This window comes from Halomonas sp. hl-4, from assembly GCF_900215475.1.
Taxonomy (GTDB): domain Bacteria; phylum Pseudomonadota; class Gammaproteobacteria; order Pseudomonadales; family Halomonadaceae; genus Vreelandella.
In genome coordinates this window covers 1,181,662-1,204,919 of the sequence record NZ_LT907845.1, presented here as the reverse complement: position 1 = coordinate 1,204,919, position 23,258 = coordinate 1,181,662, and the positions used below count along the sequence as shown (strand labels likewise).

At 55.6% G+C, this 23,258-nt stretch carries 21 protein-coding genes and 7 tRNA genes; 21 read left to right on the top strand and 7 right to left on the bottom strand.

Annotated elements, in window-relative coordinates; genetic code table 11:
• Nucleotides 1-4 precede the first annotated feature (4 nt).
• From CPH17_RS05885 to CPH17_RS05875, 3 genes are all read left to right on the top strand, one after another.
• The gene (locus CPH17_RS05885) at nucleotides 5-1,267 is read left to right on the top strand and encodes a DUF945 family protein (RefSeq protein ID WP_074396901.1); all 1,263 of its coding nucleotides are present in this window, start codon (nucleotides 5-7) and stop codon (nucleotides 1,265-1,267) included.
• A gap of 85 nt (nucleotides 1,268-1,352) precedes the next feature.
• Nucleotides 1,353-3,797: an endopeptidase La gene (gene lon, locus CPH17_RS05880; RefSeq protein WP_074396900.1), complete on the top strand. Its 2,445-nt coding sequence runs from the start codon at nucleotides 1,353-1,355 to the stop codon at nucleotides 3,795-3,797.
• 228 nt (nucleotides 3,798-4,025) lie between these two features.
• Complete coding sequence (locus CPH17_RS05875) at nucleotides 4,026-6,191, top strand: methyl-accepting chemotaxis protein (RefSeq protein ID WP_074396899.1); 2,166 nt, start codon at nucleotides 4,026-4,028, stop codon at nucleotides 6,189-6,191.
• A 52-nt stretch (nucleotides 6,192-6,243) separates the two neighbouring features.
• Here the strand turns inward: CPH17_RS05875 and msrB are convergent, their stop codons facing one another.
• From msrB to CPH17_RS05850, 5 genes are all read right to left on the bottom strand, one after another.
• Nucleotides 6,244-6,642, bottom strand: coding sequence for a peptide-methionine (R)-S-oxide reductase MsrB (msrB, locus tag CPH17_RS05870; protein ID WP_074396898.1), 399 nt, complete (start codon nucleotides 6,640-6,642; stop codon nucleotides 6,244-6,246).
• Nucleotides 6,643-6,757: 115 nt separating this feature from the next.
• A complete protein-coding gene (locus CPH17_RS05865; protein WP_096298573.1) occupies nucleotides 6,758-8,344 on the bottom strand; it encodes a gamma-glutamyltransferase family protein in 1,587 nt (528 codons plus the stop codon).
• A gap of 30 nt (nucleotides 8,345-8,374) precedes the next feature.
• Nucleotides 8,375-9,697 carry a TRAP transporter large permease gene (locus tag CPH17_RS05860; RefSeq protein WP_096298571.1) on the bottom strand — a complete coding sequence of 441 codons (1,323 nt, stop codon included), beginning with the start codon at nucleotides 9,695-9,697 and terminating at the stop codon, nucleotides 8,375-8,377.
• A 3-nt stretch (nucleotides 9,698-9,700) separates the two neighbouring features.
• Nucleotides 9,701-10,210, bottom strand: a complete 510-nt coding sequence (locus tag CPH17_RS05855; RefSeq protein WP_096298569.1) for a TRAP transporter small permease subunit — start codon at nucleotides 10,208-10,210, stop codon at nucleotides 9,701-9,703.
• A gap of 1 nt (nucleotide 10,211) precedes the next feature.
• Entirely contained in the window at nucleotides 10,212-11,315 is a 1,104-nt protein-coding gene (locus CPH17_RS05850) for a TRAP transporter substrate-binding protein (RefSeq protein WP_096298566.1), read from the bottom strand.
• A gap of 312 nt (nucleotides 11,316-11,627) precedes the next feature.
• On the opposite strand from CPH17_RS05850, the gene CPH17_RS05845 reads away from it, so the two are divergent.
• The 14 genes from CPH17_RS05845 to CPH17_RS05780 all read left to right on the top strand — a co-directional run bounded on the left by CPH17_RS05845 (nucleotide 11,628) and on the right by CPH17_RS05780 (nucleotide 18,524).
• A tRNA-Glu gene (locus CPH17_RS05845) sits at nucleotides 11,628-11,703 on the top strand.
• Between the two features lie 24 nt (nucleotides 11,704-11,727).
• Nucleotides 11,728-11,802: transfer RNA gene (locus tag CPH17_RS05840), tRNA-Gly, on the top strand.
• Between the two features lie 80 nt (nucleotides 11,803-11,882).
• Nucleotides 11,883-11,958, top strand: a tRNA-Glu gene (locus CPH17_RS05835).
• A gap of 40 nt (nucleotides 11,959-11,998) precedes the next feature.
• Nucleotides 11,999-12,073: transfer RNA gene (locus CPH17_RS05830), tRNA-Gly, on the top strand.
• A 23-nt stretch (nucleotides 12,074-12,096) separates the two neighbouring features.
• Nucleotides 12,097-12,172 (top strand) — tRNA-Glu (locus CPH17_RS05825).
• A gap of 22 nt (nucleotides 12,173-12,194) precedes the next feature.
• Nucleotides 12,195-12,269 (top strand) — tRNA-Gly (locus CPH17_RS05820).
• 135 nt (nucleotides 12,270-12,404) lie between these two features.
• On the top strand, nucleotides 12,405-13,373 hold the full coding sequence (locus CPH17_RS05815; protein WP_074396893.1) for an ABC transporter ATP-binding protein: 969 nt from the start codon (nucleotides 12,405-12,407) through the stop codon (nucleotides 13,371-13,373).
• Nucleotides 13,370-14,143 (top strand): ABC transporter permease, encoded by a 774-nt coding sequence (locus CPH17_RS05810; RefSeq protein ID WP_074396892.1) that lies wholly within the window; start codon nucleotides 13,370-13,372, stop codon nucleotides 14,141-14,143. The genes CPH17_RS05815 and CPH17_RS05810 overlap by 4 nt, the downstream gene beginning before the upstream one ends.
• Nucleotides 14,144-14,146: 3 nt before the next feature.
• Nucleotides 14,147-14,980: an NADPH-dependent 7-cyano-7-deazaguanine reductase QueF gene (gene queF / locus CPH17_RS05805; protein ID WP_096298564.1), complete on the top strand. Its 834-nt coding sequence runs from the start codon at nucleotides 14,147-14,149 to the stop codon at nucleotides 14,978-14,980.
• A gap of 49 nt (nucleotides 14,981-15,029) precedes the next feature.
• A complete protein-coding gene (locus CPH17_RS05800; protein ID WP_096298562.1) occupies nucleotides 15,030-15,590 on the top strand; it encodes an NAD(P)H nitroreductase in 561 nt (186 codons plus the stop codon).
• 2 nt (nucleotides 15,591-15,592) lie between these two features.
• On the top strand, nucleotides 15,593-16,099 hold the full coding sequence (locus tag CPH17_RS05795; RefSeq protein WP_096298560.1) for a YiiD C-terminal domain-containing protein: 507 nt from the start codon (nucleotides 15,593-15,595) through the stop codon (nucleotides 16,097-16,099).
• 94 nt (nucleotides 16,100-16,193) lie between these two features.
• Nucleotides 16,194-16,281 (top strand) — tRNA-Ser (locus CPH17_RS05790).
• 172 nt (nucleotides 16,282-16,453) lie between these two features.
• Nucleotides 16,454-17,380, top strand: coding sequence for a YihY/virulence factor BrkB family protein (locus CPH17_RS05785; protein ID WP_074396888.1), 927 nt, complete (start codon nucleotides 16,454-16,456; stop codon nucleotides 17,378-17,380).
• Between the two features lie 178 nt (nucleotides 17,381-17,558).
• Nucleotides 17,559-18,524: a zinc-binding metallopeptidase family protein gene (locus CPH17_RS05780; RefSeq protein WP_074396887.1), complete on the top strand. Its 966-nt coding sequence runs from the start codon at nucleotides 17,559-17,561 to the stop codon at nucleotides 18,522-18,524.
• Here the strand turns inward: CPH17_RS05780 and CPH17_RS05775 are convergent.
• Nucleotides 18,521-19,327: a CLCA_X family protein gene (locus CPH17_RS05775; RefSeq protein ID WP_074396886.1), complete on the bottom strand. Its 807-nt coding sequence runs from the start codon at nucleotides 19,325-19,327 to the stop codon at nucleotides 18,521-18,523. The genes CPH17_RS05780 and CPH17_RS05775 overlap by 4 nt on opposite strands.
• A 126-nt stretch (nucleotides 19,328-19,453) precedes the next feature.
• Between CPH17_RS05775 and CPH17_RS05770 the strand changes: the two genes are divergently transcribed.
• A complete protein-coding gene (locus CPH17_RS05770; protein ID WP_074396885.1) occupies nucleotides 19,454-20,512 on the top strand; it encodes an oxidoreductase in 1,059 nt (352 codons plus the stop codon).
• A gap of 40 nt (nucleotides 20,513-20,552) precedes the next feature.
• On the opposite strand, the gene nudE is transcribed toward CPH17_RS05770, so the two are convergent.
• Nucleotides 20,553-21,167, bottom strand: coding sequence for an ADP compounds hydrolase NudE (gene nudE, locus CPH17_RS05765; RefSeq protein WP_074396884.1), 615 nt, complete (start codon nucleotides 21,165-21,167; stop codon nucleotides 20,553-20,555).
• Between the two features lie 72 nt (nucleotides 21,168-21,239).
• Here nudE and yrfG point away from each other — a divergent pair, with 72 nt between their 5' ends.
• Genes yrfG through hslO form a run of 3 tightly spaced genes read left to right on the top strand, consistent with a single transcriptional unit; the run spans nucleotide 21,240 to nucleotide 23,223 of the window.
• Nucleotides 21,240-21,893, top strand: a complete 654-nt coding sequence (yrfG, locus tag CPH17_RS05760) for a GMP/IMP nucleotidase (RefSeq protein WP_074396883.1) — start codon at nucleotides 21,240-21,242, stop codon at nucleotides 21,891-21,893.
• 18 nt (nucleotides 21,894-21,911) lie between these two features.
• Nucleotides 21,912-22,301: a ribosome-associated heat shock protein Hsp15 gene (gene hslR, locus CPH17_RS05755; protein WP_074396882.1), complete on the top strand. Its 390-nt coding sequence runs from the start codon at nucleotides 21,912-21,914 to the stop codon at nucleotides 22,299-22,301.
• Nucleotides 22,302-22,347: 46 nt separating this feature from the next.
• Nucleotides 22,348-23,223, top strand: coding sequence for an Hsp33 family molecular chaperone HslO (hslO, locus tag CPH17_RS05750; protein ID WP_074396881.1), 876 nt, complete (start codon nucleotides 22,348-22,350; stop codon nucleotides 23,221-23,223).
• Nucleotides 23,224-23,258: the final 35 nt, after the last annotated feature.

Genomic DNA, 23,258 nt, shown 5'->3' with positions numbered 1-23,258 from the left:
CGCCATGCGCAAGGAACGTTTGATTGTCCCCGTGTTGGCTGTCATTGCCGTGCTATGGATGGCCGCGCAACTGCTTTCCAGCGTGTTGTTCGAGAGAAGCCTGCGCCAGGCGCTGGACGACCTAGCCGCGCGTGGCGAGTGGCGTGTCACTCGCACTGAAAGTGAGCAGGGCTGGTTAAGTTCGCAAGGACGGCTGATTCTTTCTCCGTTGCTTGGGCGTCCCTGGCGTTTGGAGCTTAACTATAACGCCCGCCACGGTATCTTAAGCACGGATGTCGAAGGCACGCTGTTACCCCGCCTGGACACCGTCTTGCAACAGGCGCTTGGGGAGGTCTCAGCGCCGTCAGTACCTCGCTGGAAAGGTAGTTACCATACGCTCAGCGGGCACAGTGATCTACGCTTGGCGCTGGCACCCTTTATCATTCAGCAAAATGGCAGAGAGCTAGGCGTGCGTGGTGGCCGACTGCGTTTGGAGGGTGTTTATGGGGACTGGCGAATGCGGGCGGCAATGGATCAACTGACTATTACCGACGGCCCGGCTGAGCTGCGCTTAGGCCCCTCGGTGCTCGAGAGTCGCTATACCTACACTGAAGATGCCTACCACTTCACCCAGCGTGACTATCTGCATATCGACAACCTGGCATTGTCTTATCCTTCCTTTGACGTCCACGTGGCGCCGCTTGATGTGAACAGTCGGATGATACTCGACGAGCAGGAACTGCGCATAAAAGGCGAGCTCAGCATTGGTGAGGTGAGGGTGCCCTCTGAAACGCCAGACACGGCGCTTTTGCAGAACGGCCACATGGTGATGGAGCTTTCGCGGATTAATGCGGATGCCTTACGCGAGACGATTCGCCAGTTACGTCAGGAGGCCGCTTGGGGTGATGCACGCTTGCCTATGGCCGAAGGCACCTTAACGCGTCTTCAGCCAGATTTGCGTCAGTTGTTAAGTGACTCGCCGCGCTTAGACGTTTCCACCGCGACCGTCGAGAGTCCTCTGTTGGGTATTCGTCTGGATGCCGATGGGGCGCTATTTTTTGATAACCGCCGACTAGACGAGCTAGATGCCACTCTGCTAGGTGAGCCCGAGGAGCAAGCCCGTTGGCGTGAACGTATCGACGGTGATTTTACCTGGCACGATGCGCCGACCGTCGCGGCTCTCTGGCTTGGGCTACCGTTAGGTACTCGGGAGCTAGCGTTCGATGTGGTTCGCGGCCAGTGGCGAGTTAATGGTCGCCCCATGCCTGAGCTATGGCCTGATCATTAAACGGTTGAAGTTTGCCTGAAGCGCCCGCATTTCCATCACAAAGCCGAGCGGCAATCGCCACCGGCAGGTGCTGATTGGAGGGTGCATGAGCGACCAGGAATTTGACCGAGACGACCAGTTTAACGTTCAGGGCGATAACGATTCGACTTCGCAGAGCGAAGGCGATCAGTTCCGATCAGACGGCGAGCGCATAAACTCGCTGGTGCCCGCCAGTGACATGCTCCCCGAGCGTATTTACCTATTGCCGATCCATAATCGGCCTTTCTTTCCCGCTCAAGTGCAACCCCTGGTGATCAACCGTGAGCGCTGGGAAGAAACCATGCGTCGTGTGGGCAACACGCCTCACCATACCGTCGGGGTTGCCTATGTCGGTGAGCACGGTGTCGATTCATTGGATAGCGAGGGCTTTCCGGAAATTGGCACGGCGGTGAAAGTCCACAAGATGAAGGGCGAAGATCAGCAAATCCAGTTTATTGCCCAGGGGCTTCAGCGGTTTAAAATTAAGCGCTGGCTTTCGACCACTCCGCCTTACCTCGTTGAAGTTAGCTACCCTAAAGAGCCGGTAGATGCGGAAAACGAAGAGACCCGCGCTTATGCCATGGCGATTATTAATGGGATTAAGGAATTGTTGCCCATTAACCCGCTGTATGGAGAGGAGCTCAAACACTACTTAAATCGCTTCAGCCCCCACCAGCCAGGCCCGCTGACTGATTTCGCGGCGGCTATTACCTCCGCCAAAGGGCCAGAACTTCAAGACGTGCTATCGACGCTGGACGTCGCCGAGCGGATGCAAAAAGTGCTGCCGCTGTTGCGCAAAGAAATTGATGTTGCTCAGTTGCAAAGTGAAATCAGTGAGCAGGTCAACGCGCAAATGCAGGAACGTCAGCGCGAGTTTTTCCTACGTGAGCAGTTGAAAGTCATTCAGCGCGAGTTGGGTATCTCAAAAGACGACCGCGAAAACGACGTTGATACCTTTCGTGCACGGTTAGAGTCGCTAGTAGTGCCCGAGCGCGTCCAGTCGCGTATCGACGACGAGTTGGATAAGCTCAGCGTGTTGGAAACCGGGTCGCCCGAATACGGCACGACGCGCAACTACCTGGATTGGCTGACCTCACTCCCTTGGGGCGTCACCAGCCAGGACCAGTTGGACCTGGGGCATGCAAGACAAGTGCTGGACCGCGACCACGACGGGCTGAAAGATGTTAAAGAGCGGATTATTGAGTTCCTCGCTGAAGGCTCGTTCAAGGGCGATGTGGGCGGCTCCATTGTGCTGCTGGTAGGTCCGCCCGGGGTAGGTAAAACATCCGTTGGCCGCTCGATTGCTGAAGCGCTGGGGCGCCAGTTTTATCGCTTCTCCGTCGGCGGTATGCGTGACGAGGCCGAGATCAAAGGGCATCGGCGTACCTATGTGGGGGCCATGCCAGGTAAATTGGTTCAGGCTTTCAAGGAAGTAGAAGTTGAAAATCCGGTGATCATGCTGGATGAAATCGACAAGCTAGGCCAGTCGTTTCAGGGCGACCCGGCATCAGCACTGCTCGAGGTGTTGGACCCAGAGCAAAACGTCGACTTTCTCGACCACTATTTGGACGTCCGTATGGACCTCTCCAAGGTGTTATTTGTGTGTACGGCCAACACCTTGGATTCGATTCCCGGGCCGCTGCTTGATCGTATGGAGCAAATTCGCCTGTCGGGCTACATTGCCGAAGAAAAGCTGGCGATCGCCAAGAATCACCTGTGGCCCAAGCTTCTAAAACGCGACAATCTGGCGAAAAAGCGTATTCAGCTATCCGACGCTGCGCTTAAGCAAGTGATAGAAGGCTATGCCCGTGAGGCGGGTGTGCGTCAGTTAGAAAAGCAGTTGCATCGCATCGTGCGCAAGGCTGCCGTCAAGCTGCTTGAAGAAGGCATTGAGACGGTTAAGGTGTCGGTAAAAAACCTTGAAGAATTTTTAGGCGCGCCGATCTTCCGGAAAGAAAAAGTCCTAACAGGTGAGGGCGTGGTCACGGGGCTTGCCTGGACCTCCATGGGCGGGGCTACCTTGCCCATCGAAGCGGGCAAGGTACATTCGCTGGACCGTGGCTTTAAGCTCACTGGCAAACTGGGTGACGTGATGCAGGAGTCGGCCAATATTGCCTATAGCTATACGCTTGGCCACCTGCAGGAATACGGAGCTGATAGCGACTTTTTCGACTCGGCTTTTGTGCACTTGCATGTACCGGAAGGCGCCACGCCCAAAGACGGCCCCTCGGCGGGGGTTTCCATGACCACCGCGCTGATGTCGCTTGCAAGGCACCAGGCCATTGATCGTCCTCTCGCCATGACGGGAGAGCTGACCTTAACTGGGCAAGTATTGCCCGTCGGGGGTATCCGCGAAAAAGTGATTGCCGCCCGCCGCAGCGATATCTTTGAAGTGATATTGCCCGAGGCCAACCGGCGCGATTATGAAGAGCTGCCCGATTATCTGAAGGAGGGGATGACAGTGCACTTTGCCAACCGCTATCGCGACGTGGCCAAGGTAGTATTCAAATAGCTAATTAAGTGAATTAATAACAATTGACTCGCTTAATTGATGGCACTGGTATCGATGCTTATCGTTAAAGTAGGTCATCTAGTCATTAACGCTTAATCCTGAATAATCTTTAAAACGCTATCCCTACGGGTAGCGTTTTTTTCTTTGTAAATCACTATTTAGTTTTTGCGTGAATGGCCGATAAACGTAATAGCTTTTTTAAAAAAAACATTCTTTCCAGGGACCACCATGCGCAACAACCAACCCGTCACGCAGCAAGAATATCCGTTAACAGAAGAAACCGTGCTGATATCGCGCTCAGATTTGAAAGGTAACGTCACCTACGCGAATCCCACCTTTGTTGAAGTGAGCGGCTACTCCCGCGATGAGTTGATTGGCGCACCGCATAATATTATTCGCCACCCGGATATGCCGGAAGCGGCCTTTGCGGATTTATGGAAAACCCTGAAGTCAGGCACCACCTGGCAGGGCCTGGTCAAGAACCGCCGTAAAAACGGCGACCATTACTGGGTACATGCCACCCTTGCACCGTTGCGCGACGGTGATCGTATCGTGGGTTACACCTCAGTACGCCGAAAGGCCAGCCCCAAGGCAGTGGCCAAGGCCGAAAAGATCTACGCCGAGATGCGTGAGAAGGGCAAATCCAGGCACTACACGCTGGTGCGCGGTACGCTGCGGCGTAAGGGGCTCACGGGAATGCTCTCGCGCTTTAGAGTCACTAGCCTGCGTGCCAAGTTAATCGGCATGGTGGCGGCGGCATTATTGCTGCTTGGTTTGGCAGGCGGGCTGGGCATTTACGGGCTGATGGTGTCTGGCGAGCGCTTGGATACCCTGAGCCGTTCAGGGCTTGATGACGTCGCCAACCTGCAACGTATTGAACAAACCGTTGGACAGGTGATGGAACAGTTAGAGCCTGCCGTACGCAATCCACGCAGTGTAGAAGCCGACGAAATGTCAGAGGCCTTGATGGCTGAGCTGGATAGCATCCGGCTTAGTTGGGATGAGTACCGGGCTGACGAAGACCAAAGCAGTGAGGTGATACAGTCCTTTGGCAATGCGTTGGACAATTGGAGCAACGGCGTGGATCAAGCGACCACGGCGCTTGTGGATGGCAACGGCTTTGGCGCTTTTGAAGCGTTAAACGATGTAGCCGTGCCAAGCGCGCGGGCCTTGCGTGAGCAGGTCAGCCAACTGGTGCAAAGTGAACGCGCACTGGCCGCAGATATGTTGTCTGAGGCGCAGCAAGGTCGACAGCAAATGGTGGTTGCCCAGCTGGTGCTAATGGGGTTGGGTGCGTTGGTCATGATTGGCCTGAGCATGCTGATTTTGAAATCGGTTATGCGCAGTCTAGCGGGCGCGCGTTATATTACCTTTCAGATTGCCGCCGGTAACTTGGCTGCCCGGGAGCGCCGCCAAACCGGCGATGAGCTGGGCGAACTCCTTTACTCACTGGATACGATGCGCTTTAGCCTATCAGGTATTGTTGGCGACGTTGAAAGCCGTGTATCGGTGGTAACGCCTGCGGTTCAGCAAATTGCCGCCGAAAATGAGGAACTGGCATCGCGCACCGAACAGCAGGCATCGTCACTGCAAGAGACCGCCTCGAGCATGGAAGAAATGACGTCGACCGTGCAGCAAAATACCGATAACGCCCGTCAGGCGAGCGAATTGGCGGTACAAAATGCGCGCAGCACTCAGCAAACCGGCGAACAGATGCAGCAGTTGGTTGAGCGTATGCAGCGGATTGCCCAAAGTGCTGAAAAAATGACCGAGATGATCAGCGTAATCGACGGTATTGCGTTCCAAACCAATATTCTTGCTTTGAATGCCTCGGTCGAGGCGGCAAGGGCCGGTGAGCACGGGCGCGGGTTTGCGGTGGTGGCCAGCGAGGTGCGCAACCTTGCCGGACGCAGCGCTGAAGCCGCCCAGGAAATTCGCCGCATGATCGATAGTACTACCCAGGAGGTCACCGGTGGCCGCAGCGCCGTTGAGCAGGCGGAAAAAGCGATTGACGCCGTTATGCATCAGGTCAACCGCGTGAGCGAGCTGATGGAGTCGATCAGTACGGCCTCTAGCGAGCAAAGTAGTGGCATCGGGCAAATCAACGCGGCAATTGCCGAAATGGATAATGTCACCCAGCAAAATGCCACGAAGGTGCAGTCGATTGCCGCGTCCGCGGATAACCTAGCGCTTGAGGCCTTTGAGCTGGCCAACGTGGTGGATGCGTTCCGCTTGGAAGGGGCTCAGGAAGAAAGCATTAAAACCGCCCGTGAACATTTGTCCAGAATGAATCAAGCGACAGATAAAACAGCCAAGGCACTGCCCAACCATTCGTCATCGTCTAAACAGCGCGAAGCGCAGAGCGTCAGTGCTGACCAATGGGATGAGTTTTAAGCGTTAACTGCGCCCGCCATCCTGAACTGGCGGGCGCAAAGCTTTTTTGGTTTTATTCGTCGGGATGAAACTCTAACGATACCGAGTTGATACAGTAGCGTAATCCGGTGCTTTGGGGTGGGCCGTCAGGAAAGACGTGACCCAGGTGGGCGTCGCAGTGGGCGCACACCACTTCGGTGCGGGCCATCCCATGGGATGTGTCCTGGTGTTCCTCAATGCAGCGAGTGCCGAGAGGACGGTCAAAACTGGGCCAGCCGCAGCCGGCATCAAATTTGTGCTCGTTCTCAAACAGCGGTGCGTGGCAGCAAACACAGTGGTAGATGCCTTGGGTATCACTGACCTGATAATCGCCCGTAAACGGACGCTCTGTGCCTTTTTCGCGGGTGACGCGGTACTGCTCTGGCGTAAGTTGTTCACGCCATTGGTCTGGGGATTTGTCGATTTTCGCCATAGGGGGTCTCCTCTCCCGCTTATGTCTCGCTGGCTAATACCCTACCTGTAAATGACAGTGGTCGCCTACCTGAGTTCAGGATGCGCAATATTCGACAAAATCGCCAGCCATACCGTCAAACGCTAACCGCACCGCCGTTACTCCGGGGGTCGTGGGCGCTTTCAATCAGCCCGTTAGGGTGGTGAACGATGCCCCCGGCATGCCCCATCGTGTCACTGAAGGACTCGTTGAGAACTTCCACGTCGTGGCCAGCCTTGTTCAGCGCTGTCACTAGCGCATTATCAAAACGATCTTCGAGTTTTAGGTTCATGCTCGATTCGCCCCAAGTGCGGCCCAAAAGCCAACGTGGTGCGGTAATCGCTTGCTGCAATGGCATTTGATGGAAGGCGTAGCGCGAGAAGACCGCCGCTTGCGTTTGCGGCTGTCCCTCACCACCCATGGTGCCATAGACCATGGTGCGCCCATCGTTAAACCGGGCAAGCGCCGGATTAAGCGTATGGAACGGTTTGCGCCCTGGAGCGAGCCCGCGTAACGCCGCAGGGTCGAGCGAGAAGCTTATGCCGCGGTTTTGCCACAGCACGCCGCTTTCTGGCAACACCACGCCGCTGCCAAATTCCCAATAAATGCTTTGGATAAAGCTAACCGCCCGGCCCTCGTTATCCACCGTGCCCATCCAGATGGTGTCGCCTTTTGCGGCTTCATAGGGCCAAGGCAGCGCCTGTGAGGCATTAATCTGAGCGGCCTCAGCGTCAATGCGCTCGTCACTGAGTAACGCCTGAAGTGGAGTGGGGGTACGGTCCGGGTCGGTCACGTACTGGTCGCGCAGCATAAAGGCACGCTTGGTGGCTTCAATCAGGCCATGCAGGTGGGCGAAGCCATTGGGTTGTTTGGCTTTGATGCGCTCGTAAATGGCGAGAATCATCAATGATGCCACCCCTTGGGTGGGGGCTGGCAGGTTATACAGAGTAGCGTCGGCGAGAGTCACTTCAAGCGGTGTCACCCGCTGGGCGCGATACGCGTGAAAATCATCCAAACGCAATGGACTGCCCAGCGCTTCCAGGTCCCGCGCCATGCTGGCGGCAAGCTCCCCGCGATAAAAATCATCCAGACCTGCCGTGGCCAGACGTTCAAGCGTCGCGGCTAGGCGCGGCTGGCGCAGCCGCTCGCCTTCAAGGGGGGCTCTGCCGTTCACTAGCAGCGACTCGCTAAAGCCAGGGCTGGGCGATAACCGTTCGAGGTGCTTGGCGGTCAGGGTTTCCTGGCTCTTTGAAACCGCTACGCCATTTTGTGCATGGCCAATGGCGTCGGCCAGCAGCGTCGTCAACGGCAGGGCTTGGCCCCAGTCGGCGGCAACCGATAACGCCTCCTGCCAACCGCTTACCGTGCCTCCCATGGTGAGGGCCGCTTTAGGTCCACGCTCGGGAATGTGAGTGTCGCCCGCATAGAAGTCTACATTGGCCAAGCCCGCAGCCGGGCCGCAGGCATCAATGGCCACCGGTGCTTTGCCAGGTTCATGGATTAACCAGAAGCCATCGCCGCCCAGGGCGTTCATATGCGGGTAGACCACGGCGATGGTGGCGGCAGCGGCTACCATCGCTTCTACGGCGTTACCGCCTTGCTTGAGGACGTCGCGCCCCGCACTTGCGGCCAGATGGTGAGGGGCGACACAGCTGCCGCCATAGCTACGTTGCGTATGAAGCATATCTTATCCTTTTATTGTTGAGCCCGGCGATTACCAGCCGATGGCATTAGGTAGCCACGTGGCGATACTGGGAAATAGTATCACCAGGGCAATGGCGAGAAACTGCAAGGCGATAAACGGTAGTACGCCGAGATAGATATCCAGCGTCGTGACACCTTTGGGGGCGACGCCTTTCAGGAAGAACAGTGACCAACCAAAGGGTGGAGTTAAAAACGAGGTCTGCAACACCAGCCCCACCAAAATACCCAGCCATACCATGTCGACGCCTAGCTGAATAAAAAAGGGTAAGAATAACGGCAAGGCAATATAGCTAATCTCGATCCATTCGAGAAAGAAGCCCAGAATGAACATCAGCAGCATGAATAGCAGGGCGCCTATTTCGCCGCCGGGCACCCACTCGAACATCCGGGCGACTAAGTGCTCGCCGCCCAGGCCACGAAACGCCAAACCAAATACCTGCGCGCTGATCAAGATGAAAAATACCATCGCAGAGATAATAAGCGTTGCTTTAGCGACTTCGTTGAGCAGGTTAAAACTCAGTCGCCCGGAGCCTGCGACAAATACCATTGCACCCAGCGCTCCCATGGCAGCAGCTTCGGTCGGTGCGGCAATGCCGCCGATGATCGATCCTAAAACAGCAACCACCAAGCCTACTGGCGGCCCTACCACCCGCACGACCTTGCGCATCAACTGTGCTTTACTTAGTTGAGCGCGCTCTTCTGCGGGTATAGGCGGCATTAAGTGGGGTTTCCAGGCCGCAAGGGCGAGAATCGCGATGATGTAAACGGCCGCCAGGGTTAGCCCCGGTAGCATCGCGGCGGCGAACATGGTGCCAACGGATTCCCCCAAAATTTCGGCTAATAAGATGAGCACCAAGCTTGGGGGGATAATTTGCCCGAGGGTGCCGGAAGCACAAATCATTCCGGTTGCCAGCGTTTTCGGGTAGCCACGGCGCAACAGAGTGGGAAGCGTGAGCAGGCCCAGTGTGACAATGGTGGCCCCCACAATCCCGGTGGCGGCCCCTAGCAGTACGCCGACAAAGATAATCGCCACGCCCATGCCGCCGGAGAGATTGCCAAATACGTGGCCGATGACGTCAATCAACTCTTCGGCAAGCTTGGATTTCTCAAGCATGACGCCCATAAACACAAACAGAGGGATGGCCATAAAGGTGTAGTTGGTCACCACGCCATAGATGCGCGACGGCAGAAGGTTAAATAGCACCGGCCCAAAGCCGATGAAGCCAAACACAAATGCGGTCGTCGCGATGCTAATCGCCACTGGAATGCCAATCAGCAGCATAACGAAAAAGGCTCCGATCATGCCGATCGCAAGCCATTCATTTAAAGACATAGGTCAGTCACCTTGTGCGGGAAGCGCGAGCGCATTGCGCAGCGCATGAGCCAGCCCTTGCAGTGCGAGCAGGGTGAAACCAAACGGGATGAATGCTTTTAACAGCCAGCGCCAGGGGAGGCCGCCAGGGTTCGGTGAGGCTTCGCCGCGGCCAAACGATTGCGCGACCCAGGGAAGCGTTAGCCAAGCGATATACAAGCCCATAACAAGCAGCGCTAGGCCACCAATTACTTCGATGACGCGTTTTACGAGCGCCGGAAAATGCTCGTAAAACACATCCACCCTGACTTGTTCGTCGTTGAGCAGTAAGTACGCCATGCCAAACAGGGCAATGGGCGATATCAGATGCCACTGAAGCTCTTGCAGCCAAACGGCCCCGATATCGAACAGGTAACGAAGTATTACATCGCTGGATACCAACGCCACTAATACTACGCAAGTCCAGGCGGCGATCCGGCCAAATAGCCGGACCAGTGCCTCAATGCCTTTGACTAGGTTTTCTACGGCTCGCATATCACACTCCGATGATATTGCTTAGCCAAGCGCGTTCGCTGGCACCGGCCCAGCGGTCGTGTTTGGCTTTAAACGCCATGTAGCTATCGTGAATCTTGCGTACTTCTGCGTCGTCATTGGCTTCGGTTTCAAGGGTATCCAGCGTGGCTTCGCGGAGTGCATCCACAATCGGTTCTGGTAGTTGGCTAGCCGTCACACCATGGTTGTCGACCAGGTCGGTCAAGGCTTCGCCGTTGACAGCCTCCGACCATGTCAGGCTCTCAAGGCAGGCCGCCATACATGCCGAGCGAACAATCATTTGCAGATCCTCGTGCAGTCTGTCCCATTGATCTTTAGCAATCAGCAGTTCACCCGTGGTGGAGGGTTCGTGCCAGCCGGTGGTGTAATAGTATTTGGCGGCGTCTTGAAGCCCCATGCGGCGGTCTTGGTAGGGGCCGACGAACTCTGCAGCATCAATCACGCCGCGTTCCAGCGCCGGGAATATCTCGCCGCCAGGGAGTACGCGGGCATCCACTCCAAGAGAGGCGTATACCTTGCCAGCGAGGCCCGGTACGCGCATGCGCAGACCGTCAAGCTGGCCAATGTCTTCAATGGGTTCGCGGAACCAGCCGGTCATCTGCACGCCGGTGTTGTTCAACGGGAAAGCCACCATGCCATACGGCTCGTATAGCTCGTGCCACAGCTCCAAACCTCCGCCGTGGTATAGCCATGCCATATGGCCCATAAAACTCATGCCGAAGGGCACGGTGGTGAAGTACTGGGCGGCAAAGGTCGTACCCGACCAGAAGTAACTGTTGGCTGCGTTCATTTCGATGGTGCCGCTCTGCACCGCTTCAAACCCTTCAAGCGCGGGGATGAGCTCTCCCGCTGCAAAGTGTTGAATGTTGAGGCGTCCGCCCGACATGGTGTTGATCTTGTCAATAACGTCGGTGGGGCTCCCTGGACCTTCGACATAAAATGGCGACCCAGGCCCGTAGGCATTGGTCATACGCCAGTTAAAGGTGTCGGACGACTGTGCTCTTGCAATGCTGGGGGCGCCGAGCACCAACCCAGCAGTGGAAGATACAGCGGCAGTGGTAAGAAACTTGCGGCGTGTAAAGGTCATAAGGCACCTCGTGGCGGTCAATGAATCAATCGTGTCCCAACAAGGTGTTAGCAAGCGGCATGCCATAAAATCGATTTATTTTAAATAAAAGATTTTTACTGCGTTTGTCGGTTGTTGGTATCTGAGGTGGTTGTGTACTACGCACTAATAGTGAGCGTCATATGACGTTAAATGCACTACGGTGAAGCGGTTGTAGTGGGTAATATCCACGCTGGCGCATGGCTCAATAGGCAGGGGCGGCCGAGAGGGAACTGCTTGACAGTTTAATAAGGGCTGAGTAACATACGCGCCACCTCGACGAGGCATTGCGACGTCCCATTCGTCTAGTGGTCTAGGACACCGCCCTTTCACGGCGGTAACAGGGGTTCGAACCCCCTATGGGACGCCAACTCAATCGTCAAGGTATCGGAATGCGGGAATAGCTCAGTGGTAGAGCATCGCCTTGCCAAGGCGAGGGTCGGGAGTTCGAATCTCCTTTCCCGCTCCAATTGGATTGTGTGGAAAAGTAGGTGAGGGTCGTGAGCTGGAACGCCAGCCCGGTCGAATCTCCTTTCCCGCTCCAGCTGTGTCCCATTCGTCTAGTGGTCCAGGACACCGCCCTTTCACGGCGGTAACAGGGGTTCGAACCCCCTATGGGACGCCAATCCGATAGCGAGATCTTGTTAAGTGAAGCGTATTATCGAGCGGGAATAGCTCAGTGGTAGAGCATCGCCTTGCCAAGGCGAGGGTCGGGAGTTCGAATCTCCTTTCCCGCTCCAAACAATCTAACGCTTCTATCTGTGTCCCATTCGTCTAGTGGTCCAGGACACCGCCCTTTCACGGCGGTAACAGGGGTTCGAACCCCCTATGGGACGCCATCTCGTACTTTTCTTTTGCGTTGCGGGAATAGCTCAGTGGTAGAGCATCGCCTTGCCAAGGCGAGGGTCGGGAGTTCGAATCTCCTTTCCCGCTCCAAGCGCACCCATCTTTCCTTTCGTCTCTTCAGTACCTGCCTAATGCGGCAAAACCGATTGAAAAAAAAGTTTGCGCCCTAATATCTAGTGCTTACGCATGCAGCGACCCTTCTCATTTTGCTGACAGGACATGTTCATGGCCGAACCGGCATTGTCGATACGTGGCCTTACTAAACAGTATGGCAACGGCTTTCAAGCGTTAAAAGGTATTGATCTTGACGTCCAGCAGGGCGATTTTTTTGCGCTATTGGGCCCTAACGGCGCAGGCAAATCCACCACGTTGGGTGTGGTCTGTTCTCTGGTGCAGAAAACCCAGGGAAAGGTGTCGATCTTTGGCATCGATATCGATAAAGACTTCGCTAAAGCTAAATACCAGTTGGGCGTAGTGCCTCAAGAGTTTAACTTTAACCAGTTTGAAAAAGTCCTCGATATCGTGCTGGCGCAAGCGGGCTATTATGGAATGACGCGCCGTGAGGCCTTGCCTCGCGCCGAGCAGCTACTGACTGATCTCGGGTTATGGGATAAGCGCAACGGCAGCGCGCGGATGCTTTCTGGTGGCATGAAGCGGCGGTTGATGATTGCGCGTGCCTTGATGCATCGCCCCAAGTTGCTGATTCTCGATGAGCCAACCGCCGGAGTTGATATCGAGCTGCGGCGTAGCATGTGGGAATACATGCGGCGGATTAATCGCGACGAAGGCACCACCATCATCCTCACGACGCATTACCTGGAGGAAGCCGAGAGTTTATGCCGCAATATTGCGATCATTAACCACGGTGAAATTGTCCGTAATACCAGCGTGCGCGAGTTGCTCGCCGAACTGAGTAGGGAAACTTTTCTACTGGATCTTGCGGCGCCTGTCAGCGATGCCCCCGTGGTGGATGGGTTCGATATCCAGCGGGTGGAGGCCTCGCAGTTGTCGCTGGTGGTTCATCGCGGTCAGCGACTCAACGATGTGTTCAGTGCATTAACCGACCAGGGCTTGCAGGTTGTGTCGATGCGTAATCGCGCCAACCGGTTAGAGGAAATGTTCGTATCGATGGTGGAGGGGAGTCAAAACGCGATCGATAAGCGTGCCGAACAACCAAAGGAGGCGCGGGTATGAATGCGAGTCAAACCCTTATCGCCTTGTGGACGCTGGTGCTCAAAGAGATCAAGCGTTTCACGCGGATATGGCCACAAACGTTGTTGCCACCCTCTATCACCATGGCCATGTATTTTATTATTTTCGGCAATCTGATTGGCTCGCGCATTGGTGATATGGACGGCTTCACCTACATGGACTTTATTGTCCCTGGCCTGATCATGATGTCGGTGATTACCAATAGCTACTCCAATGTGGCCTCAAGCTTCTTCTCCAACAAGTTTCAGCGTTCAATTGAGGAGTTGATGGTATCGCCCATGCCCAACTGGGTGATTTTATCCGGCTTTATTTTTGGGGGTATGGCGCGCGGTTTAGGTGTTGGGCTGATTGTCACCGTGGTTTCGCTGTTTTTTACCCGCCTGACGGTCGAGCATCCGTTGCTTACCGTGCTGGTGGTGGTGCTCACCTCTGCGCTATTTTCCATCGGTGGTTTTATCAACGCGCTGTTGGCCGACAAGTTTGACGATATTTCGATTGTCCCCACCTTTATTCTCACGCCGCTTACCTATCTGGGCGGGGTGTTTTACTCGATTTCCATGTTGCCGGATTTTTGGCAGGGCGTGTCGATGCTCAACCCCATTTTATACATGGTGAACGTTTTCCGTTATGGTTTCTTAGGCGTATCAGATATTCCCGTTGGCTGGGCGCTGGCTGCTGTGTTGGGCTTTATTGTGGTCCTCTTCGCGATAGCGTTGCGTATGCTAGAGCGCGGTAAAGGAATACGGAGTTAAAGCATGTCGCATCGACCCGATACTCTTGCGCACGCGCCGCTGGGACGTGAATCTGCTTATCCAGACGCTTACGACCCTGGGCTTCTCTATCCCATTTCACGCACGGCGAACCGTGCCCCGCTAGGCATTGTTGAGGGCAGCCTGCCGTTTGTCGGTGAAGATGAATGGCACGCTTTTGAGGTCTCTTGGTTGAATGGGCGCGGCAAACCCATTGTGGCGGTGGCTCGCTTTCGTTTACCTGCCGACTCACCCAACTTGATTGAGTCAAAATCATGGAAGCTTTACCTCAACAGCTTCAACCAAACCCGCTTTGCCGACCGAGATGAGGTCATTAATACGTTAGCGCAAGATTTAGCGGGTGCGGCAGGTGCGCCCGTTAGCGTTGCGCTTTTCGACGTAGACGCAGATGCCCTGGCACCTAAATGCTTGCCAGGGGAATGTCTGGATGCGCTGGATATCGACGTCAACGATTACACCCCCAGTGCCGAGCATCTGGCGGTTAGCGCGCAGGTCGTTGAAGAGACGCTTTACTCGCATCTATTAAAGTCCAACTGTCCAGTGACGGGCCAGCCCGATTGGGGCAGCGTGATGATTCGCTATAAAGGCCCTAAGCTGGAGCGCGAGGGGCTGTTGCGTTATTTGATCGGCTACCGTCAGCATCAGGATTTTCATGAGCATTGTGTCGAACATATCTTTACCGACTTAATGCACCACGCCCAACCCAGTGAACTGTTGGTGCTGGCGCGCTATGTGCGTCGCGGCGGGTTGGATATCAGCCCTTGGCGGGCCACCCCGGGGCTTGCGCCGCCTAGCCCGCTGCGCCTAGCAAGGCAGTAAATGATTGCGCTAACCTAGCGCTCACACCATTGATTAGATGGGAGTCATCATGGACGCACTTACGCTACTGCACGAACGTAGCTCCATGGGCAAGTTGACCGAGCCTGCCCCTAGCGCCGAGCAGCTTAGCGCGATCTATCAGGCCGCGCTGCGCGCACCCGACCATAAAGAGCTGCGTCCCTGGCGGTTTATTGAGTTTAGTGGTGAAGGTCGCGAGCGCTTGGGTGAGTTATTTGCCGAGGCCGAGTTTCAAGAAGATCCCCATGCCGATGACGCGGCGCTTGATTCGGCGCGTAAGAAACCCCTGCGTGCGCCCATGGTGATTGCGGTTATCGCCAGCGTAACGCCGGATATTGCCAAAGTCCCCAAAATGGAGCAGGTGATTTCTGCTGGCTGTGCGGCCCACGGTATTCTGTTAGCCGCCCACGCGCTCGGGCTGGGTGCTATGTGGCGCAGCGGTAAGTACGCCTTTGACCCAGTGGTGCGTAAAGGACTGAGCCTAGAGGAAGACGACGAAGTGGTTGCCTTTATCTACCTCGGCACGCCAGGAGGTCGACACAAGCCGCTACCGCAGCATCACGTTACTGATTTTGTAGAACGCTGGGGATAGCCATGGCAGCCAGCCGTCAAGCCGGAGTGCCGCACCCGCGCTTACCGTTACCCGAAGGCCCGGATGATCTGGTGGCCTTTCAGCGATGGTTGGGCGAGGCAATTCCCATGGTTGGTGCTCTGGGGATCACTCACATGGCTCGTCAGAGCGATTCCCTTGCCTGGCAGTTGGCGCTTGAGCCGAACCTTAATGACAAGGGCACGGGCTTTGGCGGTGCGCTAACCGCGCAAACCACGCTGCAGGGCTGGTGCTGGGTAACGTTGTGGCTGCGTGAACGCGGGCTGGCACGCGACGTAGTGGTGGCAGAGGCCAGTCAACGTTTTCATGCGCCGGTGACAGGTGATTACCGCTTGATATGCATGCCGTGCGATCCCAAGGGGCCGGACTTGCTCGACGCAGCGCTACGGGAGCGTGGGAAGGGGCGTATTGCGCTAGATCAAAAGCTGTATTGCGGCGACACGCTGTGTCTGCATGCTACTGGCAGTTATGCGGTCCTCCCGGGGGCCTGATCCGAAAACGGCTTGCTATTTCGCAGCTTAGCCCATAAAATGTGCGCCGTTCTGCTGGGAAAGGCCACGCCGGTCTCAAAAGAGCAAACAACGCGGAGGGGTGTCCGAGTGGTCGAAGGAGCACGCCTGGAAAGTGTGTAAGTCGAAAGGCTTCGAGGGTTCGAATCCCTCCCCCTCCGCCAAGAATATAGATTAAGCCGCTGATTTCAGCGGCTTTTTTGTTTTTGGTGTTCTGGTTTTTTTCCTTGCCGTGGTTGTCATCTAACACTCGAACTGTTAATTATCGGTCATTCTTGTAAATGGGCAGCGTCATAGGCGTATCATAGCCTGAGCTTACAAGGAGAGTGGCCAACCATGGTTCGATATCGCGTATTCCTCAGTGCCATCGTCCTTCTGCTGCCCAGGCTGATCCACTTTGCATGGCGAGTGCTATGCAACTTTCTCAAGAACCGCGGCATTCTGCTGGCTGGCGGGGTGGGCTACAATATTTTGCTTTCCATCGTGCCGCTCTTTGCTTTGCTAGTCGTTATGTTGACGCAAGTAGTGGATGAGCAGCACTTGCTTAATGTGTTGGCCGTACAAGCGCGCCACCTGACGCCAGCGCATGCTGAAGTGCTGCTTGAAGCTGTCCGAGGCTTGCTGGATTCCCGCGATGTGATCGGTATCTTTGTTTTTCCAGTCATGTTGCTCTTCAGCTCGTTCGCCTTTCGTATGCTCGAAGATGCCTTGGCGATTATCTTCCATGCGCCAGAGACCCCGCATATTAGGCGCAGCGCCTGGGTATCCGTGATGCTGCCTTACGCCTTTATGTTGGTGTTGGGAGCGGGACTAATGGCATTGACACTTGTCGTTACTCTGGCCAGCTCACTCAATTCACTAGTGCTGGCCATCTTTGAGCGGGAGCTGCCGCTGGCGCGGTTTTCCGAACCGGTACTTAACCTGATCAGTTTCGTCGGGGTATTTCTGTTGTTCAGTGCCATCTACAAAGTGCTTCCGGTGGTGAAAATCGCGTTGCGACGGGCTGTAGTAGGTGGGTTCGTGGCGGCACTGCTATGGGAAGGTGTGCGGCTACTGCTGGTCTACTATTTTACCCATCTGTCATTTGTCAACGCCGTGTATGGCTCCCTGGCGACGTTGGTTATTGTGCTACTTAGCCTGGAAGTTGGCGCCATTATTTTATTACTGGGTGCCCAGGTGATTGCCGAACTAGAGCGCAACACACGCCTTAGCCTGCCGTGGTATGCCGATCCTGATCGCCAGCCAGTGACCCGGCTTGAATGAACTGTTTGACTGCAGCCTAGGTGTTACGATCGCAAACGTTTTCACATTAACGATGCTTAGCAGCGTATCAACTGGCGGCATTTAGGTGTCTAAGTCGCTATTTATATGCTGTCACTTGTGGGAGAGCGGTCTGGGCGCGCAAGATGGTTATTAACGTTTTTTTTGGAGGTGTCTCCTCATGCGTGTTTTTGCCAATCCGGTCGGCACGGGTAATCTCTGGTTCGACAATCTCAATACCGCAGACGGCACCCCCGTCGCTTACGATCCCCAGGCGCGTGCTTTTGTGCCAATGCCCCCCTTTTGTGCTAACAGGGAAAGAATTGGATGCAACTGGATAGCGCCAGAACAAGGTGCTTTTTGTCGTTCCTGTGCCATGACGGCGCTGGCGCCTGACCCTTCCATTCCTGACGCTATCCCCAACTGGGCGAAGACTGAAGCGGCCAAGCGCTGGGCGCTAGATAACCTCGGTCGCTGGCATTGGTTCCGGCCAGAGGACCCTGGGGCACGGCCCGTATTTCATCTGCTGGCGGAAGGCCCTACCCCGGTCCCCATGGGGCATGCTGAAGGCATCGTGACGATTAGCGTGGCGGAGGTGGATCCGGTGTTGGTTGCCACGCGTCGAGAGGCGTTAGAAGAACCGTATCGCACCATGATAGGCCACATGCGCCATGAAATTGCCCACATGCTGTGGTGGCGGTTGAGCCTTCGTGAAGATTTTCTGGATGCCTTCCGCGCCATGTTCGGCGATGAGCGGATTGATTATCAGGCAGCGCTTCGTTACCACTACGAAAATGGCCCGCCGCCGGAATGGAAGCAGCACTACCTGACAAGTTACGCATCCGCGCATCCCCATGAAGACTGGGCGGAAACGGCAGCCCATCTGCTGCATCTGACCGATATTGCCGACAGCTTTGTCGCCACTGGTCTGTCATCGCCGCAAATACCCAGCCCTGGGTGGGACCCTTATTCAGAGCCAGATGCCGACCAACTGATCCATATTGCGGCCTCGCTCACCGTGGGCGTTAACCATATAAATCGCTCCATGGGCTTAGCGGATGTGTACCCGTTCGTGCTTTCGCAGCATGCCCGCCATAAACTGGCTTTCGTGCATAATTGGTTGCGCCGCGGCGCTCAGGGGCTTTAAGCGTGAGTCATTGGGGTATTCGCTTGGCCTTCATTCTCCAGTGCCTTGCCCAGCGCGGCAAAATACTTGCCAAATAGGTCGTTAATCCGCTGGCGTTGTTCGCCTTGGGGGTAAAGTCCGCGCTCAGCTTCAGGCGAGGCTTTAGTGCCTTTTACCAAGAAGTGGTTAGTAACCGTGGCGTCTTGAACAAAGGCCTCAAACGCCCGCGCGCATAGCTCTTCAGGCTGGCTGTAATAGAGTTGGCCAAGTTGTTTATCCACCTGGGCCGAGTACCTAAACAGTTCGCTTGGCTGGTCGCCCTCCGGCTGCAACAGAATGGCTTGAAAGCATTGTCTCAAACGATCGTTAAGCGGGTGAGATATAGGCGCAGCATCAGCCAGCCAGGCAACAGAAGCAAAGGAACGGTTAGGTGCCGCACGAAAACATTTACTGGTGATGTAGTGGTCGAAGGCATGGAACCATTCGTGAGCGATACTCCCGGGGCCGGCATTTTTAGCTAGTGCAAAACTGCGCTGGTTAGGGTCGTAGTGTGCAGACACGCCCGGCCTGCCCCCGCACCCATATTGCAATGCCAGCGAGCCGCGCAGCGAAATCAGTGCTTCAGGCCCTTGAAGGATCAACATTAAATCGCACAGCGCATCGTGAAATAGCTCCGCTGCACGGTCCCGTTCGACGCTTGTCACCCAGCGACCAATCTCGATAGAGCGAAAATCAAACTGCCGTCGAATTAGCCCAAAACTGCTGGCACGCTGTTCACGGTGAGACGGTCCATTACGATAAAATTCACGCGCATTGATACTCACAGCATGGCTCGCTTCGGTAGTAGATGAAGATATTTTATGCCTTGATGGTATCGCTTCAGCATCTAGTTTGCGCGCATGGCTCATGCCACAATCGTTAACCGCTTGGATTGACCAGTAAGGAATGCAATGAAGGCAATTATTAATGTGGGCTTGGTGGGTTACGGTTTTGCCAGCAAGACGTTTCATATGCCGCTTATTCGGGCCACGCAAGGGCTGGATCTTGTGGCCGTGTCCTCCAGTGATGCGGCCAAAGTACATGCCGATTTGCCCGAGGTTGACGTTGAAAGCAAGGCGCTTGCGCTGTGCGAGCGCAAGGATATCGATCTGGTCGTGATACCCACGCCCAACGATACGCACTTTCCACTTGCCAAGGCGGCACTATCCGCTGGCAAGCATGTGGTGGTCGATAAGCCGTTTACCGTGACGCTTTCCGAAGCCAAACAGCTAAAGGCCTTAGCGACAGATAAAGAGCGGATGGTCTCGGTATTTCATAATCGTCGTTGGGACAGCGATTTTTTAACCATCAAAGCGCTGCTTGAGGCGGGTACATTGGGCCGCGTGACCGGGTTCGAATCTCATTTTGATCGCTTTCGGCCGGAAGTGCGCGACCGCTGGCGCGAGAAAGCCACACCAGGCGGGGGTATTTGGTACGACCTGGGCCCGCATTTGCTGGACCAGGCCTGCGAGCTGTTTGGCATGCCCCATGCCATTTTGCTGGAGCTAGGCGCGTTACGTGAGGGCGCTAAGGCAGACGATGATTTTCTTGCCCTGCTCGAGTACGACGGATTTCGCGTTACGCTTGCGGCCGGCACCTTGGTCGCTGAGCCGACGCCGCGTTTTCGGATTCATGGCACCCAGGGCAGCTTCGTTAAATATGGCTTAGACCCTCAGGAAGATCGTTTAAAAGCCGGTGAGTCGCCGACGCCTCTGTGGGGCGAAGACAGTCAGCACGGTGTGTTGACACTGCGGGAAGGCGAGGGGGAAGACGCCCCACTGGTGCGCCGTGAGCTCCCCACCCAGCCTGGCGATTACCTGGCTTATTACCAGGCTATTGCCAGTGCAATTCGCGATGGAGCACCGCTCCCGGTGGGTATCGACGATGCGCTACGCAGTATGGCATTGCTGGAGGCGGGGCTTGATAGCCACCGCCAGCGGCGTTGGATATCGTTGAAAAATCATCTGTAACGCCACGCTGACAGATAGGGATGACCGCTGGCCGTCCCTGTTACAGCAAATCCGTCGCGTTATTGCGCTTCTCTTCGCGTAATTTATCGCGGGCAATATACAGCGCGGCGATCGCCCGTGCCTCATGAAAATCTTCTCGCAGCAACAAGGCGGGTAGCTCTTCTAGCGCATGGGTTTCGACAATCAAGGGCTCGGGTTCATCGCCTGGCAGGCGCTTGGGGTAGAGGTCGGTTGCCATGAGCACCTGCATACGGTGGCGCATATAATTGGGCGCCAGAGAGAGCTCCGTTAGCGGCTCAAGGTGATGCGCGCCAACGCCGCATTCTTCCATTAACTCTCGATTGGCGGCGGTGATGATATCTTCGCCGGGGTCCACCAATCCCTTGGGCAGGGTGAGTACATAATCTTCAAACCCCGCCGCGTATTCGCGAATTAGCAGCACATGCTCCGGGTCGGGCATGGCGACAATCATCACCGCGCCTCTGTCCGCGCCGGTCAAGCGTTCGAACTGACGCTCTTCTCCGTTGGAAAAACGCAGGTCGAGTGCTTCGACATGAAACAAACGGCTCTGCGCTACGGTGTTGCGCGCCAGGATACGGGGTTTTTGAGGGTAGCCCGATGCGGAGCGGTCGTTGGTTGAATCGTAGCGGGACATGCTGCCTCCATGGCTGGTAAACGGGGGTTAGGCTACAATAGCACGCTTATAGCATTCGCGATGGGAGCGGTAATGATCGAGTGGAGTGAGATTGATACCGTATTATTAGACATGGACGGTACCTTGTTGGATTTGCACTTCGATAGCCATTTTTGGCTGGAGCATTTGCCGCGTCGCTACGCTGAGCTCCATCAGTTAGATGAGGCATCTCAAGAGACCTTGCGTGCCCGCATCATCGGTGAGCAAGGCACACTCAACTGGTACAGCTTAGCTTATTGGAGCCGCGAGCTCGGCGTCGATATTGTCGCACTCAAGCGCGAAGTGCAGCACTTGATCGGCCTGCGCGGCGACGCGCTGGATTTTCTAACCTGGCTGAAGCAGGCCCATCCCCGTGTGGTGCTGGCAACTAATGCCGACCGCGCCAGTCTGGCGCTGAAACTTCCGCTGACGGGGTTGGAAAACTACCTGGATGCCATCATTTCATCAGAAGATGTTGGTGCGGCAAAGGAAGAGCAAGCGTTTTGGTCAGCTTTGCAAGCGCTTGAACCTTTTGATCCAGCCCGTACGTTATTTATTGACGATAATCCTCATGTTCTCGCCAGTGCTCGCACCTTTGGCATTCAGTATTTGCTCGGCATCAAACAGCCGGATAGCCAACGGCCAGAGAAGGCGCTTGAGGAGTTTGACGCCCTGGACCGGTTTGCCCAACTGCTGCCACGTACCTGAGCAGTAAGGAGAGCGATAATGAGCGACAGTGTTCGCTTGGATAAATGGCTGTGGGCTGCGCGGTTTTTTAAGACGCGCGCTCTGGCTAAAAAAGCTATTGAAGGTGGCAAAGTGCACTACGATGGCGCCCGCGCCAAAACCAGCAAAAACGTCGAGCTGGGCGCACTGATCAAAGTGCCTCAAGGCTGGGACGTGCTTGAGGTAGAAGTTACTGCCCTGTCAGGCCAGCGGAAGGGCGCGCCCGAAGCCCGGAAGCTTTACGCCGAAACTCAGGAAAGCGTTGAGCGCCGCGCCCGCGAGGCTGAAGCACGCCGGTTAACCAACGAAGTCATGCAGCACCCGCTTAAGCGGCCTGACAAAAAGCAGCGTCGCGATATACACCGTTTTCAGCGCCAGCAGGGGGAGTGAGCTTCCCGCTCGGCTATCCCTTTTTATTTTCCCCAACGGTTTTCTTATGTCTGATCAAATCCAACGTTTTCTGTTTGACCATACCAATGTGCGCGGCGAAATCGTAACGCTGTCCAACGCCTATCATGAAGTACTGGACCGCCACGCCTATCCCCCAGCGGTCAACCGACTGCTAGGTGAATTATTGGCGGCTGTGGCGCTGCTTACCGATACGGTCAAGCTGGATGGCACCATGAGCATGGAAGTGCGCGGCCAGGGTGTACTGTCGCTGATGATGGCCGAATCCAATCCCGGTGGTGAGCTGCGGGCGGTTGCCCGGATTGCCGAAAGTAGCGATTTACCCAGCGAGCAGGCCAGCTTTCGCGAATTGGTCGGCGATGGCCAAATCTTGATTACCCTCGATCCTAATGAGGGGAATCGCTACCAGGGGATTGTCGCGCTTGATCACGATACGCTGAGCGGCTGTCTGGAGGCTTATTTTAGCCAGTCCGAACAGTTGCCCACGCGGCTTTGGCTTGCCGCAGACGGTGAGCGGGCAGGGGGCTTACTCTTGCAACGTCTGCCTGACGACTCGCAACACCAGGATGTAGATGCTTGGGAACGCAGTGTACACCTTGCTGACACCATCAAGACAGAAGAGCTGCTGGGCCTTGAACAACGCGAAGTGCTTTATCGCCTCTACCATGAGGAAACCGTTCGGGTGTTTGAGCCCAAAGCGCTACGCTTTGGCTGTACCTGCTCCCGCGAGCGGATGAGCTATGGGTTACTGACGCTGGGAGACACGGAACTGCGTGATATTGTGCGCGAACAAGGCGAAATCAACACCCAATGCCACTTTTGCCACACGAAATATCACTACACGGCGGCGGAAATTGAAAGTTTATTGGATAACCCTGACGCGCCGTCACCGACTATCCATTGATTTTGTAGTCGGGGCGCTTAACGCTTGTGTTTAAA

Coding starts and splice junctions, on each gene's coding strand:
- CPH17_RS05795 (WP_096298560.1), top strand. CDS start 15,593: ATGGCAGCCAGCCGTCAAGCCGGAGTGCCGCACCCGCGCTTACCGTTA.
- CPH17_RS05860 (WP_096298571.1), bottom strand. CDS start 9,697: ATGTCTTTAAATGAATGGCTTGCGATCGGCATGATCGGAGCCTTTTTC.
- CPH17_RS05885 (WP_074396901.1), top strand. CDS start 5: ATGCGCAAGGAACGTTTGATTGTCCCCGTGTTGGCTGTCATTGCCGTG.
- CPH17_RS05810 (WP_074396892.1), top strand. CDS start 13,370: ATGAATGCGAGTCAAACCCTTATCGCCTTGTGGACGCTGGTGCTCAAA.
- CPH17_RS05770 (WP_074396885.1), top strand. CDS start 19,454: ATGAAGGCAATTATTAATGTGGGCTTGGTGGGTTACGGTTTTGCCAGC.
- CPH17_RS05875 (WP_074396899.1), top strand. CDS start 4,026: ATGCGCAACAACCAACCCGTCACGCAGCAAGAATATCCGTTAACAGAA.
- CPH17_RS05865 (WP_096298573.1), bottom strand. CDS start 8,344: ATGCTTCATACGCAACGTAGCTATGGCGGCAGCTGTGTCGCCCCTCAC.
- CPH17_RS05785 (WP_074396888.1), top strand. CDS start 16,454: ATGGTTCGATATCGCGTATTCCTCAGTGCCATCGTCCTTCTGCTGCCC.
- yrfG (WP_074396883.1), top strand. CDS start 21,240: ATGATCGAGTGGAGTGAGATTGATACCGTATTATTAGACATGGACGGT.
- hslO (WP_074396881.1), top strand. CDS start 22,348: ATGTCTGATCAAATCCAACGTTTTCTGTTTGACCATACCAATGTGCGC.
- hslR (WP_074396882.1), top strand. CDS start 21,912: ATGAGCGACAGTGTTCGCTTGGATAAATGGCTGTGGGCTGCGCGGTTT.
- msrB (WP_074396898.1), bottom strand. CDS start 6,642: ATGGCGAAAATCGACAAATCCCCAGACCAATGGCGTGAACAACTTACG.
- queF (WP_096298564.1), top strand. CDS start 14,147: ATGTCGCATCGACCCGATACTCTTGCGCACGCGCCGCTGGGACGTGAA.
- CPH17_RS05780 (WP_074396887.1), top strand. CDS start 17,559: ATGCGTGTTTTTGCCAATCCGGTCGGCACGGGTAATCTCTGGTTCGAC.
- CPH17_RS05855 (WP_096298569.1), bottom strand. CDS start 10,210: ATGCGAGCCGTAGAAAACCTAGTCAAAGGCATTGAGGCACTGGTCCGG.
- CPH17_RS05850 (WP_096298566.1), bottom strand. CDS start 11,315: ATGACCTTTACACGCCGCAAGTTTCTTACCACTGCCGCTGTATCTTCC.
- CPH17_RS05815 (WP_074396893.1), top strand. CDS start 12,405: ATGGCCGAACCGGCATTGTCGATACGTGGCCTTACTAAACAGTATGGC.
- CPH17_RS05800 (WP_096298562.1), top strand. CDS start 15,030: ATGGACGCACTTACGCTACTGCACGAACGTAGCTCCATGGGCAAGTTG.
- nudE (WP_074396884.1), bottom strand. CDS start 21,167: ATGTCCCGCTACGATTCAACCAACGACCGCTCCGCATCGGGCTACCCT.
- lon (WP_074396900.1), top strand. CDS start 1,353: ATGAGCGACCAGGAATTTGACCGAGACGACCAGTTTAACGTTCAGGGC.